We start from the raw sequence: 18,776 nt of genomic DNA, 5'->3' as shown, positions 1-18,776 counted from the left end.
TCTATTCGGCTTTGAAAAGAAAACAGACAGGAGGAAGACAAATGAGTTTAGTACCTTATGTCATTGAATCAACCAGTAAGGGTGAACGTTCTTACGATATTTATTCCAGACTTCTTAAGGAGAGGATTATTTTCCTCGGAGAAGAAGTATCTGATGTATCTGCAAGTCTTGTTGTAGCTCAGCTGTTATTCTTAGAGGCAGAAGATCCCAATAAGGATATTAACCTTTATATTAACAGCCCTGGCGGTTCTGTTACCGCCGGTATGGCAATTTATGATACCATGAACTACATTAAGTGCGATGTTTCAACGGTTTGTATGGGAATGGCAGCCAGCATGGGAGCATTTTTACTGGCTGGAGGAGCGAAAGGCAAGAGGTTTGCTCTCCCGAATGCAGAGGTTATGATCCATCAGCCTTCCGGCGGAGCAAAAGGGCAGGCAACAGAGATCAGGATCGTGGCTGAGAATATTCTGAAGATAAAGAAGCGTTTGAACGATATTCTGGCTGCAAACACAGGCCAGCCGTATGAGGTGATTGAACGTGATACCGAGCGTGACAATTATATGAATGCGGAAGAAGCGAAAGCCTATGGCCTGATAGATGATATCATTTACAGCCATAATCATTAAACACTTATATTATTGTAGGAAATACCTTTTGGGTGTACCTCTATACCCGAAAGCATGAGCGATTAAGCAGGAAAGAATGAGGTGTGTATATGCCGGTCAGAACAGACGAGAAGATCCGATGCTCTTTTTGCGGGAAAACCCAGGATCAGGTAAAAAAGTTGATTGCCGGTTCCAATAATGTTTACATCTGTGACGAATGTATTGATTTATGCGCAGAGATATTAGAGGAAGAATTTGACAATCATGAAGCAGAAGGACCTGATTTCAGCGATATCAATTTGATGAAACCAAAGGAAATCAAAGAATTTCTGGACAGTTATGTCATTGGTCAGGACAACGCAAAAAAGGTATTGTCTGTAGCAGTTTATAACCACTATAAGAGAATCACTTCCAGAACAAAGATGGATGTGGATGTGCAAAAGAGCAATATTCTGATGTTAGGACCTACCGGCTCCGGTAAAACTTACCTTGCGCAGACCCTTGCCAAGGTATTAAACGTTCCTTTTGCCATTGCAGATGCCACTGCTCTGACAGAAGCTGGCTACGTAGGCGAGGATGTTGAGAACATTCTTTTGAAACTGATCCAGTCTGCCGATTATGATATAAGCAGAGCAGAATATGGAATTATCTATATAGATGAGATCGATAAGATCACCAAAAAATCGGAAAATGTATCCATAACCAGAGACGTTTCCGGTGAAGGCGTTCAGCAGGCTCTTTTAAAAATCCTGGAGGGTACGGTTGCAAGCGTTCCTCCTCAGGGAGGAAGAAAGCATCCCCATCAGGAGCTTTTACAGATTAATACCACCAATATCCTGTTCATCTGCGGCGGTGCCTTTGATGGACTGGAGAAAATAATTGAAAGCCGCTTGAGTGCCGGTTCCATCGGTTTTAATGCGGAAATTGTCGATAAGAACAAGACAGATATTGACGATCTGTTAAGGAAAGCACTTCCTCAGGATCTGGTAAAATTCGGACTGATACCGGAATTTATCGGCCGTGTGCCGATTACCGTATCACTGGAACTTCTGGACCGTGATGCACTGGTGCAGATCCTGACCGAGCCAAAGAATGCTCTGGTGAAACAGTATCAGAAATTGTTTGAGCTTGACGATGTAAAACTTGAGCTGACCAAGGAAGCCATTGAGCGGATTGCAGAATTGGCAGTTGAGAGAAAGACTGGTGCCAGAGGGCTTCGCTCCATTATGGAAAGTGTTATGATGGAATTGATGTACGAAGTTCCTTCCGACAGCAATATTGGAATCTGCAGGATTACCAAAGAAGTTGTAGATAAGACAGGTGAGCCAGAACTCGTTTTCCGGGATACGGCAGTTCCCAGAAAGTCGCTGGCCCAAAAGTTAAGAAAAGATAAAACAGGCGAGATCGCATAGATCCCTGCATGAGTCGGGAAGGTGTTACAGCGAGAAAACTGCTGCAACACCTTTTTGAATGCAAAGGAGAGAACACAATGGTGGATAAGACAATCACGATGCCAGTTATTGCCCTGCGCGGCATGACTGTTCTTCCCAAGATGATGTTACATTTTGATATCAGCCGGACTAAATCCGTTGCAGCGGTGGAAAAAGCAATGGTGGGAGATCAGAAGGTATGTCTGGTTACTCAGAAGAATCCGGATGAGGCTGACCCTGCTTTTGAAGATTTGCATCATATGGGCACGGTGGCCCTTATCAAACAGCTGGTAAAGATGCCTGGCAATGTAATTCGTGTTATGGTGGAAGGGCTTAAGAGGGTGGAACTTCTTGCCCTCGAAAGCGAAGAACCAATGCTGGTAGGGGAAATAGACCAAGCGCCGGAATATGAGGAGCTGCTCGACGATATTACGAGACAGGCGATGATGCAGATCGTTCGGGACAAGCTTTCCGAATACGGAAAAGAAAATCCGAGAATTGCAAAAGAAGTGATTCCGGGGCTTTTGGTTCTCACAGATTTAGGAGAACTTTTGGACCAGATTGCAGTGCAGCTGCCCTGGGACTATCTCATACGCCAGCAGGTGCTTGATAGTGTAATGGTGGAAGACAGATATGCCTTGGTGATGAAACATCTTCTGACGGAAATTGAAGTCACAAAGATCAAACGGGAATTGCAGTCCACTGTAAAAGAACGGATTGATAAGAATCAAAAAGATTATATTTTAAGAGAACAGTTAAAGGTAATCCGGGAGGAACTGGGAGAGGACAATCCTCTTTCCGATGCGGATGAATACAGCAAACGGTTAAAGGCTTTAAAAGCGGACAAAGAGATTAAGGACAAGATCCATAAAGAGATCGAGCGTTTTAAATCAATGCCCGGAGGAAGCCAGGAAGCCAATGTGGTCCGTATGTACTTGGAGACAGTCCTGGACCTTCCGTGGAAAAAAGTATCAAAGGACAACAACAGCATTGCTCATGCGGAGAAAGTCTTAGAGGAAGACCACTACGGCCTTTCCAAGGTAAAAGAGCGGATTTTAGAATATCTTGCGGTCCGTGTGCTGACCAAAAAAGGTTCAAGCCCGATTATCTGCCTTGTAGGACCTCCCGGAACCGGAAAAACCTCCATTGCCCGCTCTGTGGCAAAAGCCTTGAATAAGGAATATGTGAGGATCAGCCTGGGCGGTGTCCGGGATGAAGCGGAAATCAGAGGACACCGGAAAACCTATGTAGGTGCCATGCCGGGAAGAATTGCAGAAGCATTAAGACAGGCAGGAGTAAGCAATCCTTTAATGCTTTTGGATGAGATCGACAAAGTGAGCAGAGATTACAAGGGAGATACGTCTTCCGCGCTTTTGGAAGTTCTTGACAGTGAACAGAATGTTAAGTTCAGAGATCATTATGTAGAACTTCCGATTGATTTGTCCAATGTTTTATTTATCGCTACGGCCAATACTACCTCTACCATTCCGGGTCCTCTTCTGGACCGTATGGAAGTAATTGAAGTAACCAGCTATACGGAGAATGAAAAATTCCATATTGCAAAGAATTATTTAGTGAGAAAGCAGAGAGAAAAGAACGGCCTGAAAGAAAGCCAGGTCACGATTACCGACAAAGCGCTTGAAAAGATCATTCACAATTATACAAGAGAAGCAGGCGTCCGTACCTTAGAACGGCGGATCGGTGCTGTTTACAGAAAGGCTGCAAGACAATTTTTAGAGGATCGGTCCCAGGTCATTGAAATTACGGAAGCAGGCATTGAAGCCTATCTGGGCAAAGAAAAGGTGACCTTTGAAGATGTGAATGAGGACGATGAAGTCGGGATCGTCAGAGGTTTGGCCTGGACAAGCGTAGGCGGAAGCACGCTTCAGATCGAGGTCAATGTCATGCCGGGCAAAGGAAATCTTTTGCTGACCGGACAGATGGGGGATGTGATGAAAGAATCTGCCCGTATCGCATTAAGCTATGTCCGTTCCGTCTGTCCGCAATACCAGGTAAAAGATGACTATTTTGAAAAACATGATATTCATCTTCACATTCCCGAGGGCGCCGTACCAAAGGATGGCCCTTCCGCAGGAATTACCATGGCAACGGCCATGCTGTCTGCAGTTACGAACCGTAAGGTATATGCAAAGTTGGCAATGACCGGAGAAATCACTTTAAGAGGCCGTGTTCTTCCTATCGGCGGCTTAAAGGAAAAAATCCTGGCAGCCCGTATGGCCCATGTGGAAAAAGTTCTGGTTCCGTATAAGAACCGGAAGGATATTCTGGAGCTTTCCGATGAAATCACCGGAAATCTTACCATCGTTTATGTAAAGCACATGCCAGAGGTGATAAAGGAAGCATTTGTCCAGGAATAGAAAGGAATTTATATGATTATTAAAACAGTAGAATTGGAGACTGTATGCGGCATCACCAGCAAGCTGCCGGAGAACACAAAGCCGGAATTCGCTTTCGTGGGCAAGTCGAATGTGGGAAAGTCTTCCCTGATCAACGCTCTGATGAACCGCAAATCCTTTGCCAGGACTTCATCCCAGCCCGGAAAAACTCAAACCATTAATTTTTATAATATCAACGATGAACTTTACTACGTGGATCTTCCCGGCTACGGCTATGCGAAGGTATCTTTGGAAGTAAAGGCAAAATGGGGAAAGATGATTGAAAATTATCTGCATAAATCTCCGGTATTAAAGTGTGTGTTTTTGCTGATTGATATCCGCCATGAACCGTCAGAAAATGATAAGACCATGTATAACTGGATTGTATATCAGGGATATCAGCCGGTGATCATTGCAACAAAACTGGACAAAATAAAACGGAGTCAGGTGCAGAAGTCCCTAAAGATCCTCCGCACGGGTCTTGGAATCGGAAGTGAAGTGACTGTCATTGCATTTTCTGCTGAGACAAAACAGGGCAGAGAAGAAATCTGGGACTTAATATCAGATTCCATAAATAGTATTGACAAGGAATAAAAATCTTTTTATAATGAACCTATTTATTACATAGAGTTCATTTTGGCAGAAAGAGGAGAAAACAGTTATGAAAAAGACAATCAAGAAAGTAGCAGCCGCTCTTTTGGCAGTTTCTCTTGCAGCAGCAGCATTGACTGCATGCGGAAGCGGTTCACAGAAGGAAACAAACGGGGCTGCTGGTGCAGAAACCACTGCGGCCGGTGCAGATACCGGAGACAAGAAAGTATTAAAGGTTGCCATGGAATGCAGTTATGCCCCTTATAACTGGACCCAGTCAAACGATGAGAACGGAGCCGTTCCGATTTCCGGAAGCTCTGATTACGCATACGGGTATGACGTCATGATGGCAAAAAAGATTGCAGATGAACTTGGGTACGACTTAGAAATCGTAAAGCTGGACTGGGATTCCCTGGTACCGGCCGTTCAGTCAGGAAAAGTGGATTGCGTCATCGCCGGTCAGTCTATTACATCTGAACGTATGCAGTCCGTTGACTTTACCGACCCATACTATTATGCAACCATTGTTACTCTGGTAAAGAATGGAAGCAAATATGAGAATGCCAAGAGCGTGGCGGATCTTGCAGGCGCTGCAGGAACCTCTCAGTTAAATACCATTTGGTATGACAGCTGTCTTCCCCAGATCCCACAGGCGAAGATTCAGCCTGCGATGGAATCTGCTCCTGCGATGCTGGTAGCACTTAGCACCGGCAGATGTGACGTGGTTGTTACCGATAAGCCAACCGGACAGGCTGCACTGATGGCTTATCCTGATTTTAAACTTCTTGATTTTACCGGAACAGAGGGCGATTTCAAAGTGTCTGATGAAGACATCAATATCGGAATTTCATTAAAGAAGGGCAACACGGAATTAAAAAATGCCATTAACGGAGTCCTTTCCAAGCTGACAAAGGATGACTTCGACAAGATGATGGAGGAAGCCATTTCCGTACAGCCGTTATCAAAATAACTGGTAATAGAAAAGAAGCAGGATTTGCGGGCACGGGAAGGACAACAGCGTTCAATTCCGTGCCGCTTGTGCTGTCTAAATGACACTGTGAAAAGGAGTAGGTAATATGTCTTTACCATCAGATTTTTTTGGCAGAATTATATTTATTCTGCATGAGTACGGTCCATCCTTTTTGAGCGGCGCCGGAAAGACAATGGCAATTGCTATTGTAGGAACGATCATTGGTTGTATCATTGGTTTTGCCGTAGGAATCGTTCAGACGATTCCTGTATCAAAAAACGATCATATCCTCAAGCGTATCTTTTTGAAGCTTGTTAAAATTATTTTAAATGTATATGTTGAAATTTTCCGGGGAACTCCGATGATGGTTCAGGCCATGTTCATATTCTACGGTTCCTCTGCACTGTTTAACATCAATATGTCCATTGTTTTTGCTGCTTACTTCATTGTATCCATCAATACCGGTGCGTATATGGCTGAGACCGTAAGAGGCGGTATTCTGTCCATTGATCCGGGACAGACGGAAGGTGCAAAGGCCATCGGCATGACTCATTTCCAGACCATGGTCAATGTGATTATGCCTCAGGCACTCCGCAACATCATGCCCCAGATCGGCAATAACTTAATCATCAACATCAAGGATACCTGTGTGCTTTCCGTCATCGGTGTGGTGGAATTATTCTATGCGACAAAGGGTGTGGCAGGCGCTTATTACACTTACTTTGAGGCATTTACCATTACCATGATCATTTATTTCATCCTGACCTTTGCGTGTTCCAGAATCCTTCGTCATTGGGAAAAGAAGATGGATGGTCCTGACAGCTACGATCTGGCTACCACAGATACGCTGGCTTATACCAGCGGCCTGGTGAAATTTCCAGATCCGAAAGAGAAGGAGGATAAGTAAATGGCAGCAGAAAAAGTTTTGGAAATCCATCATTTAAGTAAAACCTTTGGAGCCAACGTCGTTTTACGGGATATTGACTTTTCGGTAAATGCCGGGGATGTGACCTGTATCATCGGAGCCTCCGGTTCCGGTAAATCAACGCTGTTGCGCTGCATCAACCTTTTAGAAACACCAACGACCGGTGAGATCTTATACCATGATGTGGATATTACGGACAGAAAGATGAATGCACCGTCTTACAGAACCAAAGTAGGTATGGTGTTTCAGAATTTTAACTTGTTCAACAATATGACTGTATTGGAAAACTGTCTGGTAGGGCAGGTGAAGGTGCTGAAAAAAGAGAAAGAAGAAGCAAGAAAGAAAGCCATGATGTATTTGGAGAAAGTGGGCATGGCTCCTTATATCAATGCCAAACCAAGACAGCTGTCCGGCGGACAGAAGCAAAGAGTGGCAATTGCCAGGGCCTTGGCCATGGAACCTGAGATTCTTTTATTCGATGAACCCACATCGGCCCTTGACCCTCAGATGGTGGGAGAAGTGTTGGCGGTCATGAGAACGCTGGCCAAGGAAGGGCTTACCATGATTATCGTGACTCATGAGATGGCGTTCGCAAGAGATGTATCCAATCATGTGGTTTATATGGCTGGCGGAGTCATTGAAGAAGAAGGAAAACCGGCAGATATTTTTGGAAATCCTCAAAAGAACTCTACAAAAGAATTTTTGAACCGTTTTATGCAGGGATAAAAGAATAGGAGCTGTTGCTGAATGACTGAACGGTCAGTTGTGAAGCCGGCTCCTTTTTGATATGCAAAAGAATGTAGGGATAAATAAAATTGGTTCCGGACAGAACCCGGTTCTGTCCGGTCTGAGTATCAATTACTTCGGCAAGTGCTCCTCATGGTCTGATGTGGAAGCTTCTTTTTCTCTGCTTCCGGGAAGAGGTTTTGTAAAGAGCTGCCGTATCTTGAGCTGAATAAAGGTACGGGCAACTTGAATTCCAAGCACAACGATCAGGACGGGCAGAACAAGGGTTAAAAACAGTTTTATCTTAAATCGAAACAATTTTTTCCTTTGCTGCCTGCGTATAGACTCATATTGGTCATGGATGGTCTGAAACCAAGTTTTTTTTACCTGAATTTTATTCAAGCAGATTCCCCCTTATCGTTTAGAGCCAGGTGTGTCAGGAACCGCTCATCAGCGATTTCATGGCAAATGCATAGATTTCCTGGCTTTTTGATTTCCAGTGATCACACATGATTTCTGCCTGATCCTTGTCCGGAACAGATAGCTCCAGATTTATCAGGCAGTTTTTTCCTTCCCGTACTTCGCAGTGGACCACATAGTCCTGACTGGTGGATTTATAATAGTCTGCGGTGACGCCGACTTCATTGCGGAGCCGGAATTTATTGTCCTTTAAATACTCATCTATATCATTGATGATAGCAGGAGAGATTTTGTTCCCGAAAAAGGAAAGTGTTTCTTCCCCTTCTCTTGTAATTTCATACCGGCTGCTGTTGTGATTGGTCTCCACATGAAGCAATCGGGCCTCCAGCAGTTCGTTGAGCGCCTGGTTCAAGGTAAAATAAGTGGTGTATTCATGCTCCAGAAAAAAGTTTGACAATTGGGCGCTGGTCAGGGGAAAGTTTACCTGCTTAAGCATGTATAAAATCATCAGTTTGTACAGGGTCATAGGTTCTGACAGCATAGTTACCTCCAGTGACGCATTCTGCGCGCCGTAATTTCAGGGAAGGATCAAAAATCTTCCGGCTGATTTTTTTAGGATTGCCGGATATGTTCTTTTACCGCCCGGCTTACAACATCTGCAACACGGGGGTCAAAAGCCTCCGGCAGAATGTTGTTCTCGTTTAATTCTGAAGGTGCTACAAGGTCAGCAATGGCAGTAGCAGCGGCCAGCTTCATCTCTTCGGTAATGGCAGTTGCCCGCCCTTCCAGTGCGCCTTTAAAGATTCCTGGGAAAACAACCACGTTATTCACCTGATTTGGAAAATCGGATCTTCCCGTACCCACGACCCTGGCTCCTGCAGCTTTAGCAAGGTCAGGCATGATTTCAGGAACCGGATTTGCCATAGCAAATAAAATGGAGTCTGAGTTCATGGAAGCAACCATGTCTTCCGTGACAATTCCCGGAGCGGATACGCCTACAAAGATGTCAGCCCCCCTCATGGCATCTGCCAGAGAACCGTGTCTTCCTTCCAGATTGGTCAACTCCATCATCTTTTCCTGCATCCAGTTCAAGCCTTCCATGCCCTTGGCAAGGATTCCGATCCGGTCACACAGGGTAACATGAACGAATCCATAGGTCAAAAGAAGCTTTGCAATGGCTATTCCGGCAGAACCTGCACCGTTTACCACAACTTTGCATTCTTCTTTTTTTCTGCCAGTCACTTTTAAGGCATTGATGATGCCGGAAAGAACCACAATGGCAGTTCCGTGCTGGTCATCATGAAATACCGGGATAGAAAGAAGCTCCTTCAGCCGTTCTTCGATTTCAAAACAGCGGGGAGCGGAGATGTCTTCCAAATTGATTCCGCCGAATGCCGGAGCGATATTCACCACGGTTTTAATGATTTCCTCTGTGTCCTGAGTATCCAGACAGATGGGAACGGCATTGATTCCGCCAAATTCTTTAAACAGCACTGCTTTTCCTTCCATGACCGGCATGGCAGCAAGAGGGCCGATGTTGCCAAGACCAAGTACCGCACTGCCGTCTGAAACTACGGCCACAGTGTTGGATTTTATCGTATATTGATAGGCGGTCTCCGGATCTTTTGCGATGGCCTTACATGGTTCTGCAACGCCAGGAGTATAGGCGAGGGCAAGATCTTCCCTGGTTTTCACCTTTGCTTTGGAAATAACTTCCAGTTTTCCGTTCCATTCTTTATGCAGCAATAAAGCTTTCTCGTTGGTTGTCATGAGAGTTTGTCCTTTTTTCAACAGTTTTTATTATATCATACCAATTTTAGGGTTTTAAATCAATAGAAAATATGTTAGAATATAGAGTAATTAAATTTAAGCAAGCTAATAAGATAAGGAAATTTAAGATACAGGTGGCACTATGAGAGAACGAATCAACAGGCTGGCAAAAGGCATCATTGATTCAGAAATTCCAAAGATTAAGGTTACCCCATCGGGAATTGATGATGTGGTGCGCTCCGGAGGAGCCACGAGGCGGGAACTTGTCGTTACCAGTGAGAACAATCTACACATAAAAGGACTTGCATATTCCTCGAACTTTCGCGTCAGGCTTATAAGCGGAGCGTTTGGCGGTACATATAACCATCTGGTCTATGAAATAAACGGCAGTTTTTTGGAAGATGGGGATGTGATTAAGGGATCTTTTTATCTGGTTACCAATGGCGGCGAGAGAGAAGTCCCTTATTCTTTTCGTGTGGAACTGAGTACGTCAGGAAAAGCGCTGAGTGATTTAAAAACAGCAGAAGATTTTGCAGAGATTGCAAAGAAAGATATGGACACGGCACTGCGTTTGTTCGAGTACCGTGATTTTGTCACGGCCCCTTTTATGAATGACCTTCATATAAGGGCGATTTATGATGGTTTAAAGGGAAGACCGGACAGAAGAAAAGAACTGGAAGAATTTTTGACCGCACTGAAGGTAAAAAAGCCGGTAGAATTATGGGCGGAAACCAAAGAGCGGATATTTGGAGAACTGGAGGACGTTGTAAAGGACAGCGTTGTGATAACGCGCAGCGGGTGGGGATATGTGAACCTGGAGGTTACAACGGACTGTGATTTTATAGAGTTACCGAAAAAAAGTGTTGGAGAACATGATTTTGAACAGGACCAATGCAGCATCCCGTTTTATGTTCACCCCGAACGGATGCATCAGGGAGAGAATTCCGGAAGAATCATTATAACCGGAGTGGAAGACAAATTTCTCATACCGGTTATGGCAGTTGTAAACCCAGGAGGAGGGATATCGGCGGAGGATGCCTTTGCAAAAGAGGCTTTCGGCCGATTTTTGCGGCTGCGCCTGGAAGAAGAGTCTGGAAAAATCAGTACCGCAGGCATCTATGAAGAGATGGAAAAGGCGCTTGATGAACTGGAACTGATGAAAGGGGAAAAGAGCTTTTATAAGCTTTTGCGTGCGGAAGTATGCGTGGGCGGAGGAAAGCCTTCAAAAGCAGCCCTGCTTCTTGATGAGTGCAGAGATGATATTTTAGACCGGCGTCAGGAAAAGAAGGAATTGTACTGTTACTATCAGTATCTGCGCTTAAAAGTCCAGCCGGATGAATATCAGAAGGAATCCTTAATCCGCCTGATGAAAAAATATCTGGAGGAGGACCGGAAGCTGTTCTGGCTTTTTGTGCTGCTGCTCAAGCTGGATGGCAGACTCTTTGATAATATGCCGGCTCTGTTTTCCCTGCTGAAACGGCAATATGAGGCGGGCGTCAGAAGCCCGTTTTTCTATGTATGGGGCTGCCGGATATTAAACAGTGCACCGGATATGATACGGACTGTGGGACCTATGGAGCTTCAAATCCTGTTTCATTGCGCAGGCAAGGGCTTGGTGGAAAAAAAGCTGGCGCTGACGGTTTCCAGGCTGACCCTGACCGCCAAGCATTTTAACCGTCTCCACTACCGGATGCTGGTCAGGCTTTATAAGGAATACCCGGAAAAAGAAGTGCTGGAAGCCATCTGCGCGCTCCTGATCAAAGGGGAATGCCGCATGGCAGAAGCCTTTGCCTGGTATGAAAAAGGGATAAAGGCCGGAATCAGTCTGACAAGACTTTATGAATATTATTTGTACGCGCTTCCAAGAGATTATTGCTACCTTCTGCCAAAAGAGGTGCTTCTTTACTTTTCTTATGGAGGCAGCGAGCTGGACCTTCACAGCAGGACCGTTTTATATAAAAATGTTTTAGTGTATTTGGAACCTTCCGATCCGCTGTATCAGGCGTATGAACGTACCATTGAAAAGTTTGCAACGGAGCAGTTATTTGAATCCAGGATCAACAACCGTCTGGCGGCTATCTACGAACGGATGATATTAAAGGACGTGATTGATCTTCCTATGGCAATGGTGCTTCCGTCTATTTTGCGTTCCTACCGGGTGGAGTGCAGCAATCCTAAGATGAAATATGTCATTGTCTGTTACGAGGAACTGACGGAGGAGGATGCCTTCCTTCTTGAAAATGGAATCGCTTACGTTCCGCTGTTTTCTGAACACAGCATCCTGCTGTTTCAGGATGCGTTCGGCAACCGGTATGCCAATGTCCCCTATAAAAAGGACCCGGTCATGGACCGGCCTGAGTTGGAGGAACGCTGCTTTGAACTTTATCCGGATCATTCCATGCTTCGTTTAAGAGCCTGCAATAAGGTGCTTGCCGGCGGCATATCCGATACGGCGGAGGTAAAGATTTTAGAGGCTACCTTGGAAGATCCCAAGCTAAGGCCCTATTACCAGCGGCTGCTTTTATCCAGAGTCATTGAATTTTACCAGAATCAGGCTGAGGTTCCCCAAGAGGGGGCAGAGGGCGCCGGATATCTGCTGAATCTGGATAAAAAGGTTCTGACAAAACCGGAGAGGACCGCAGTCTGCAATACATTGATCCGCAACGGCTATATGGAAGAAGCATTTCAAATGCTCCGGGAATTCGGCTGTGAAGGAATTGAGACGGAACATCTGTATCAATTGTGTACCAAGATGATTCTTCAGAAGCTGTTTGACGAAGATCCCCTGCTTTTATATCTGGCTTATGAGGTGTTTCAGAAAGGGAAACATGACAGCGTGATTCTGGATTATTTATGCGAACATTTTAACGGACTTACAGACCAGATGGTACAAGTGCTTTTGCAGGGAGTCTCCGGGCATGTGGAGACTTATGACTTAGAAGAACGGCTGACAGCCCAGATGATGTTTTCGGGCTGTATGGCAAAACTGGACAAGGTATTCCATTTATATAGAACCCGTAAGGAAACCAGCGATAATATCGTAAAAGCGTATTTTACCATAAAATGCACGGAATATTTTATGGACGAGAAAGAGCCGGAAGAAAAAGTGTTCGCTTATCTGGAGGCCCTGGTGAGAGGAGCTTCTGTCAAAGGACGCCTGCCAACCATTTATCTGCTGGCTCTTTCAAAGTATTATTCCCAGCTTCCCGGCCTTTCAAAGGAGCAGATAACCCTGTGCAGGGAGACGGTACAGTATCTTTTGGAAGAAGGATATGTATTCCCCCATTATAAAGAACTGGCGCAATACGTTTCTTTGCCGGAGGATATTCTTGATAAAGCCATGATCCAGTACTGCGCAGCCCGGGATTCCAAGGTTGAGCTTCAGGTACGGATCCTTCCCGATGAGGAGGAATTTCACATGGAAGACATTGCCCGGGTATACCAGGGCGTGTTTGTCAAGCAGAAGATTCTGTTTGAAGGCGAGATCATGGAGTATCGGATCAGCGAACTGGTTGATGATGAATGGGTGCTGAAAAAGGAAGGCAGTGTCAGTTGTGATGCTGGTAAATCCCCTAAGGATTCGGACAGCAGATTTGCGTGTCTGAACGAAATGAGCCTGTCTTTAAATTTAAAGGACGAAACAGGGCTCAAAAAACGGATGCAGGAGTATTTGAAAAAGAATGCGGCTGCAGAAGAATTATTTCCACTGATGTAAGATAAAGGGGGCTGTCGATGGACGGACTGATAATAGGGCTTGATCTCTGTGATGCCTATACCCGCATATGCTGCCATGACAGGGAAAAATCATGGTGCATTCCTACGGTCATCTGCCGTAAAAAGGACGAAGATGCCTGGTATGTGGGGGAAGAGGCTTATGCCTATACCCTTGTGGGAGAAGGCATCATTGTAGACAAGCTGATAAAAATGGTTAGAAAAGAAGGTACCGCGACCCTGGGCGGAACCAAATATGAAGGACTTGAACTTTTAACGATTTATTTGAAAAAAATACTGAAGCTCCCAATGGAGGAATTTTTCTGCGAAGAGGTGAAACAGCTGGTGATCACCTTGCAGAAGGTGGATATCAAGCTGATGGATTCTCTGATGCATTGTGCGGATTCGCTTGGGATTCCCAGGGACCGGGTTCATATTATAAGCCACACGGAAGGGTTTGTGTACTATGTACTCAGCCAGAAGAAAGAGGTATGGAGCAATCAGGTGGGTGTCTTTGACTTGTCGGAAGATTCCTTTCACTATTATGAACTGAAGGTGCAGCGGGGCTTACGGAAGATGATGGTGATCGCAGAGGATGAAGCTCTGGAAGAAAGCTTTAATCTGGATATTTTAGATACGCCTTCCGGCGGAAAACTGGCGGATAAGATCTTAAGCTCCTGTGCGGAACGGCTTCTTCAGAAAAAGCTGTTTTCCTCTGTTTTTCTCACCGGGAAAGGCTTTGAGCGCCATGACTGGGCGGTGGATTCCATGAAGGTGCTCTGTTCCCGCCGCAAGGTTTATATAGAGCAGGAGCTGTTTGCAAGAGGTGCGGCTTTTAAAGGCATGGATTACTTACAGGAAAATAACGCATATCCGTTCACCTGCATCTGTGATGGACGGCTTCATTCCACAGTTTCCATGCGAGTGCTCCACAAGGAGCGGGAAAGCCAGCTTGTGGTGGCGGCTGCCGGTGATAACTGGTACGAAACAAAGAGCAGTGTAGATTTGATCGTGGATAACCAGGATTATGTGGAATTTATGGTGACTCCCATGGACCCCAAACAGAGGCGCTTAGTAAAGATCCCCTTAGAAGGGTTTCCCAACCGGCCAAGCAGGACGACCCGGCTGGGCTTGAGCTTTGGCTTTTTGGATGAAAAAACCATGGCAGTGGTACTGAAAGACAAAGGCTTTGGAGAGCTGTTTCCTGCTACGGATGCAGTCATTAGACAAGAGGTCATGCTATGAGTCTGATTCTTTGCCGGCAGGAGCCGGTGAAACACCCATATTATTTTGAAGGTCTGGGAGTCCGTTTGTTTTCTTCCCAGGAGCTATGCTATGTGATTTATCATAATCCTCTGCTTGTCATGGACAACTTTGTGGATAATTCCCTGATTGAATTTATCCGGGATGATCTGGATATGGCTTTCCTTGCTTTAAAGCTGGTGAAATTACAGCAAAGCGGTGAAGACGGGGATGAGATTTTGGCTGTAATTCTACACGAATGCGATTATTACAATGCGGCAGAGGTGAACCGTTTTAGGCAGAAGTTAGCCGCTTACCGGCGGCTGCCGGAGGCGGAATTTTTAAAGGAACGGGCGGATTATCTGTTTTCCAAAAAACAGTATGGAAAAGCGGTGGCGGAATATCAGAGGATTTTAGAACTGCCGAAGGGAAACCGTGTGGATGACGTGTTTCGGGCAAAGATCTATAACAATCTGGGTGCCTCCTATGCAAGGCTTTTTATGACCAACAAGGCTTATCAGGCTTATGTGAAATCCTTTGATCTGGTAAAAAACAGTGAGGTCTTAAAAAGAATCTGCCATTTGGCCCAGTGGAACAAGGGCCTTGTATTAAATGAGAGGTTTCAGGCCTTGATTACGGAAGAATTGAAGCGGGAAACCGAAGAAGAACGGAGAAAAGCAGAAGAGCTGGCAGGCCAGGCAGACAGCCTTCTGGAACTGGAAAAGCTGTTTCAAAAAGATCCCATCAAGCGTTTTCAAGGCGCCGGAGAGCTTGTTCAGAAGTGGAAACAGGAATACCGCAACATTATGTCTTGACAAATTTCTGAAAAGACACTATCATTACAAATGACAGGAAAACACTTTGTGAGTATGGCTTTGTGCCAAAGCCCACGGGTGGGAATAAAGAAAAGGTAGAGAAAAAGAGGAGTACGTGCATGACCCTGAAAGAGAAAACCGTCCATCGGCTGAAAGGCGGTTAAGGAAGTGTGTTCGGAAGGTAGCTTTGGAACCGGAAGGCTGAATCAGACTGACAGTAAGCTTTCACGCCTGGCAGCGTTATAAGCCGAAAGAAGTATGGCAGGATTTGTCATATAAAAAAAGGTGGTACCGCGATGATTCGCCCTTTGCATCCAAGGATGCAGAGGGCTTTTCTTTTTTTCTATGAAAAATGATGGGAAAGATAAAGGAGAAGATTATGAAAGAGTTAGAAAAGACCTATGATCCGGCTGGGATCGAAGGAAAGCTTTATAAAAAGTGGCTGGATAAAAGGTATTTCCATGCACAGCCAAATAAGGACAAGAAGCCCTTTACCATTGTGATGCCGCCGCCAAATATCACCGGACAGCTCCATATGGGACATGCTCTGGACAATACCATGCAGGACATTTTGATCCGGTACAAGAGAATGCAGGGGTTTGAGGCTCTTTGGCAGCCGGGAACAGACCATGCCGCCATTGCCACGGAAGTAAAGGTAATTGAGAGTTTGAAACAGCAGGGCATTGACAAAGAGGAACTTGGAAGAGAAGGCTTTCTTTCCAAGTGCTGGGACTGGAAAAAGGATTATGGCAGCAGAATCATCAATCAGCTTCATAAGCTAGGCTCTTCCGCTGACTGGGAGAGAGAACGCTTTACCATGGATGACGGGTGCTCTGAGGCAGTCCAGGAAGTGTTTATCCGCCTTCATAAAAAGGGTTATATTTATAAAGGCTCCAGAATCGTAAACTGGTGTCCGGTATGCCAGACCTCCATTTCCGATGCTGAGGTGGAGCACGAGGACCAGAATGGCTTCTTCTGGCACATCAATTACCCCATTGCAGGAGAAGAAGGCAGATTTGTGGAGATCGCAACTACAAGGCCGGAAACTCTGTTAGGAGACAGTGCGGTGGCTGTCAACCCGGAGGATGAACGGTATCAGGACCTGATCGGCAAAATGTTAAAGCTTCCTCTTACAGACCGTGAGATACCGGTAATTGCGGATTCATATGTGGATAAAGAATTCGGTACCGGATGCGTAAAGATCACTCCGGCGCATGACCCCAATGACTTTGAAGTTGGGAAAAGACATGATCTGCCGGAACTGGTTATCATGAATGACGATGCCACCATCAACCTTCCGGGAAGCAAATACCACGGTATGGAACGGTATGAAGCCAGAAAGGCCATGGTAAAGGATTTGGAGGCACTGGGGCTTTTGGTGAAGGTCGAGCCTCACACCCATGCGGTTGGAACTCATGACCGTTGCGGTGCCACCGTAGAACCTATGGTAAAACAGCAGTGGTTCGTTAAGATGGATGAGCTGGCTAAACCAGCGGTGGAAGCATTAAGGAATGGCTCCTTAAAATTTGTTCCTGAGAGATTTGATAAGACGTATTTTAACTGGCTTGAGAACATTCGTGACTGGTGTATCTCCAGACAGCTCTGGTGGGGGCACCGGATTCCGGCTTATTACTGTGATAGCTGCGGAGAGATCGTTGTTTCCAGGAAAGCACCGGACGTTTGTCCAAAATGCAAGGGGACACACTTAACACAGGATGAGGATACTCTTGACACCTGGTTTTCGTCTGCACTCTGGCCGTTCTCAACCCTGGGATGGCCCAATGAAACAGAAGATTTAAAGTATTTCTACCCAACCGATGTACTGGTTACCGGTTATGATATCATTTTCTTCTGGGTCATCCGTATGGTATTTTCCGGCATCGAGCATACGGGAAAGCTGCCGTTCCATACCGTACTGATGCATGGCCTGGTGAGGGATTCTGAAGGACGCAAGATGAGCAAATCCTTAGGAAACGGCATTGACCCTCTGGAGGTCATTGATAAATACGGGGCAGATGCGCTGCGCATGACCCTTATTACAGGAAATGCTCCGGGCAATGATATGAGATTTTATTGGGAACGTGTGGAGGCGAGCAGAAATTTTGCAAATAAAGTGTGGAATGCTTCCCGTTTCATCATGATGAATATTGAAAAAGCACCGAAAACAGAGGCACAGCTTTCCGAGCTTACCATGGCAGATAAATGGATTTTGTCAAAGGTGAACACTCTGGCTAAGGACGTGACAGAAAATCTGGATAAATACGAACTTGGAATTGCACTTCAGAAGGTCTATGACTTTATCTGGGAAGAATTCTGTGACTGGTATATTGAGATGGTAAAGCCCAGACTGTGGGATGATAATGATACCACAAAAGCTGCTGCCATCTGGACGTTAAAGACCGTATTGATCCGGTCGTTGAAGCTCCTTCATCCTTATATGCCGTTCGTGACGGAAGAAATATTCTGCAATCTCCAGGATCAGGAGGAGTCTATCATGATCTCCCAGTGGCCGGAATATGAGGCTTCATGGAACTTTGAATCTGAGGAGCGGGCCGTAGAGACCATTAAGGAGGCGGTAAGAGCAATCCGTAATGTGCGCACTTCCATGAATGTACCGCCAAGCAAAAAGGCAAAGGTCTATGTGGTATCTGAAAACCAGGAGATTCTTGATATTTTTGAGAGCAGCAAGGTATTCTTTGCTACCCTTGGTTATGCGGGGGAAGTTTATCTGCAGAAGGATAAGAACGGAATTTCCGACGATGCGGTATCTGCGGTCATTCATCAGGCAGTCATTTATATGCCTTTTGCAGAATTAGTTGATATTGAAAAAGAGATCGAGCGGTTAAAGAAGGAAGAAGACCGTTTAAGCAAAGAGCTGGCCCGTGTTACCGGAATGCTGAGCAATGAGAAATTCGTAAGCAAGGCTCCGGAAGCCAAAATTCAGGAAGAAAAAGAAAAGCTTGAAAAATACACTCAGATGATGGAACAGGTAAAAGAGAGGCTTACCCAGCTTTCCTGAATGAATTTTTAAATATCGACAATAAAAAATGGTTTGTGAAAAACAGTCGAACATGGCAGAAATGCCTGTTCCGGCTGTTTTTTGTTGCTTAAAAGGGAGGAAAGAAGGCATATGGGAGACCGCTGTATTTGTCCATCCAGATATTTCCAGGGT

14 protein-coding genes and 1 other annotated feature are annotated in these 18,776 nt (G+C 45.4%); of the genes, 11 read left to right on the top strand and 3 right to left on the bottom strand.

Going from position 1 to position 18,776, the window contains the following annotated elements; all coding sequences use genetic code 11:
• The first annotated feature begins 41 nt into the window (after positions 1–41).
• The 7 genes from clpP to VIG27_RS10185 all read left to right on the top strand — a co-directional run bounded on the left by clpP (position 42) and on the right by VIG27_RS10185 (position 7,646).
• A complete protein-coding gene (clpP, locus tag VIG27_RS10215; RefSeq protein ID WP_394522398.1) occupies positions 42–629 on the top strand; it encodes an ATP-dependent Clp endopeptidase proteolytic subunit ClpP in 588 nt (195 codons plus the stop codon).
• An 89-nt stretch (positions 630–718) separates the two neighbouring features.
• Complete coding sequence (clpX, locus tag VIG27_RS10210) at positions 719–2,020, top strand: ATP-dependent Clp protease ATP-binding subunit ClpX (RefSeq protein ID WP_394522397.1); 1,302 nt, start codon at positions 719–721, stop codon at positions 2,018–2,020.
• 77 nt (positions 2,021–2,097) lie between these two features.
• The gene (gene lon, locus VIG27_RS10205) at positions 2,098–4,416 is read left to right on the top strand and encodes an endopeptidase La (protein WP_394522396.1); all 2,319 of its coding nucleotides are present in this window, start codon (positions 2,098–2,100) and stop codon (positions 4,414–4,416) included.
• Between the two features lie 12 nt (positions 4,417–4,428).
• On the top strand, positions 4,429–5,028 hold the full coding sequence (gene yihA, locus VIG27_RS10200; protein WP_394522395.1) for a ribosome biogenesis GTP-binding protein YihA/YsxC: 600 nt from the start codon (positions 4,429–4,431) through the stop codon (positions 5,026–5,028).
• 67 nt (positions 5,029–5,095) lie between these two features.
• Positions 5,096–5,995 carry a transporter substrate-binding domain-containing protein gene (locus VIG27_RS10195; RefSeq protein ID WP_394522394.1) on the top strand — a complete coding sequence of 300 codons (900 nt, stop codon included), beginning with the start codon at positions 5,096–5,098 and terminating at the stop codon, positions 5,993–5,995.
• A gap of 106 nt (positions 5,996–6,101) precedes the next feature.
• Entirely contained in the window at positions 6,102–6,902 is an 801-nt protein-coding gene (locus VIG27_RS10190; protein WP_394522393.1) for an amino acid ABC transporter permease, read from the top strand.
• Positions 6,903–7,646 carry an amino acid ABC transporter ATP-binding protein gene (locus VIG27_RS10185; protein WP_394522391.1) on the top strand — a complete coding sequence of 248 codons (744 nt, stop codon included), beginning with the start codon at positions 6,903–6,905 and terminating at the stop codon, positions 7,644–7,646.
• 132 nt (positions 7,647–7,778) lie between these two features.
• Here the strand turns inward: VIG27_RS10185 and VIG27_RS10180 are convergent, their stop codons facing one another.
• The 3 genes from VIG27_RS10180 to VIG27_RS10170 form a co-directional block, all read right to left on the bottom strand.
• Positions 7,779–8,048 (bottom strand): hypothetical protein, encoded by a 270-nt coding sequence (locus VIG27_RS10180; protein ID WP_394522389.1) that lies wholly within the window; start codon positions 8,046–8,048, stop codon positions 7,779–7,781.
• Positions 8,049–8,082: 34 nt separating this feature from the next.
• Positions 8,083–8,607 carry a DUF4364 family protein gene (locus VIG27_RS10175; RefSeq protein WP_394522388.1) on the bottom strand — a complete coding sequence of 175 codons (525 nt, stop codon included), beginning with the start codon at positions 8,605–8,607 and terminating at the stop codon, positions 8,083–8,085.
• A gap of 71 nt (positions 8,608–8,678) precedes the next feature.
• Positions 8,679–9,836: an NAD(P)-dependent malic enzyme gene (locus VIG27_RS10170; protein WP_394522387.1), complete on the bottom strand. Its 1,158-nt coding sequence runs from the start codon at positions 9,834–9,836 to the stop codon at positions 8,679–8,681.
• Positions 9,837–9,978: 142 nt separating this feature from the next.
• Between VIG27_RS10170 and VIG27_RS10165 the strand changes: the two genes are divergently transcribed.
• The 4 genes from VIG27_RS10165 to VIG27_RS10150 all read left to right on the top strand — a co-directional run bounded on the left by VIG27_RS10165 (position 9,979) and on the right by VIG27_RS10150 (position 18,623).
• Positions 9,979–13,551 (top strand): DUF5717 family protein, encoded by a 3,573-nt coding sequence (locus VIG27_RS10165; protein WP_394522386.1) that lies wholly within the window; start codon positions 9,979–9,981, stop codon positions 13,549–13,551.
• Positions 13,552–13,568: 17 nt separating this feature from the next.
• Positions 13,569–14,792: a DUF5716 family protein gene (locus tag VIG27_RS10160; RefSeq protein WP_394522385.1), complete on the top strand. Its 1,224-nt coding sequence runs from the start codon at positions 13,569–13,571 to the stop codon at positions 14,790–14,792.
• Complete coding sequence (locus tag VIG27_RS10155; protein WP_394522384.1) at positions 14,789–15,604, top strand: hypothetical protein; 816 nt, start codon at positions 14,789–14,791, stop codon at positions 15,602–15,604. The genes VIG27_RS10160 and VIG27_RS10155 overlap by 4 nt, the downstream gene beginning before the upstream one ends.
• A gap of 89 nt (positions 15,605–15,693) precedes the next feature.
• Positions 15,694–15,916, top strand: a binding site (T-box leader).
• Between the two features lie 67 nt (positions 15,917–15,983).
• On the top strand, positions 15,984–18,623 hold the full coding sequence (locus VIG27_RS10150) for a valine--tRNA ligase (protein ID WP_394522377.1): 2,640 nt from the start codon (positions 15,984–15,986) through the stop codon (positions 18,621–18,623).
• Positions 18,624–18,776 lie beyond the last annotated feature (153 nt).

This window comes from Lacrimispora sinapis, from assembly GCF_043633585.1.
Lineage (GTDB): Bacteria > Bacillota > Clostridia > Lachnospirales > Lachnospiraceae > Lacrimispora > Lacrimispora sinapis.
The sequence above is the reverse complement of the archived record's forward strand: the minus strand, read 5'-3'. Positions and strand labels throughout refer to the sequence as shown.

What these genes read in the sequence shown, in the direction of transcription:
- VIG27_RS10150 (WP_394522377.1), top strand. Translation starts at nt 15,984, where the DNA reads ATGAAAGAGTTAGAAAAGACCTATGATCCGGCTGGGATCGAAGGAAAG.
- VIG27_RS10165 (WP_394522386.1), top strand. Translation starts at nt 9,979, where the DNA reads ATGAGAGAACGAATCAACAGGCTGGCAAAAGGCATCATTGATTCAGAA.
- VIG27_RS10190 (WP_394522393.1), top strand. Translation starts at nt 6,102, where the DNA reads ATGTCTTTACCATCAGATTTTTTTGGCAGAATTATATTTATTCTGCAT.
- VIG27_RS10160 (WP_394522385.1), top strand. Translation starts at nt 13,569, where the DNA reads ATGGACGGACTGATAATAGGGCTTGATCTCTGTGATGCCTATACCCGC.
- lon (WP_394522396.1), top strand. Translation starts at nt 2,098, where the DNA reads ATGGTGGATAAGACAATCACGATGCCAGTTATTGCCCTGCGCGGCATG.
- VIG27_RS10155 (WP_394522384.1), top strand. Translation starts at nt 14,789, where the DNA reads ATGAGTCTGATTCTTTGCCGGCAGGAGCCGGTGAAACACCCATATTAT.
- VIG27_RS10175 (WP_394522388.1), bottom strand. Translation starts at nt 8,607, where the DNA reads ATGCTGTCAGAACCTATGACCCTGTACAAACTGATGATTTTATACATG.
- yihA (WP_394522395.1), top strand. Translation starts at nt 4,429, where the DNA reads ATGATTATTAAAACAGTAGAATTGGAGACTGTATGCGGCATCACCAGC.
- VIG27_RS10195 (WP_394522394.1), top strand. Translation starts at nt 5,096, where the DNA reads ATGAAAAAGACAATCAAGAAAGTAGCAGCCGCTCTTTTGGCAGTTTCT.
- VIG27_RS10170 (WP_394522387.1), bottom strand. Translation starts at nt 9,836, where the DNA reads ATGACAACCAACGAGAAAGCTTTATTGCTGCATAAAGAATGGAACGGA.
- clpP (WP_394522398.1), top strand. Translation starts at nt 42, where the DNA reads ATGAGTTTAGTACCTTATGTCATTGAATCAACCAGTAAGGGTGAACGT.
- VIG27_RS10185 (WP_394522391.1), top strand. Translation starts at nt 6,903, where the DNA reads ATGGCAGCAGAAAAAGTTTTGGAAATCCATCATTTAAGTAAAACCTTT.
- clpX (WP_394522397.1), top strand. Translation starts at nt 719, where the DNA reads ATGCCGGTCAGAACAGACGAGAAGATCCGATGCTCTTTTTGCGGGAAA.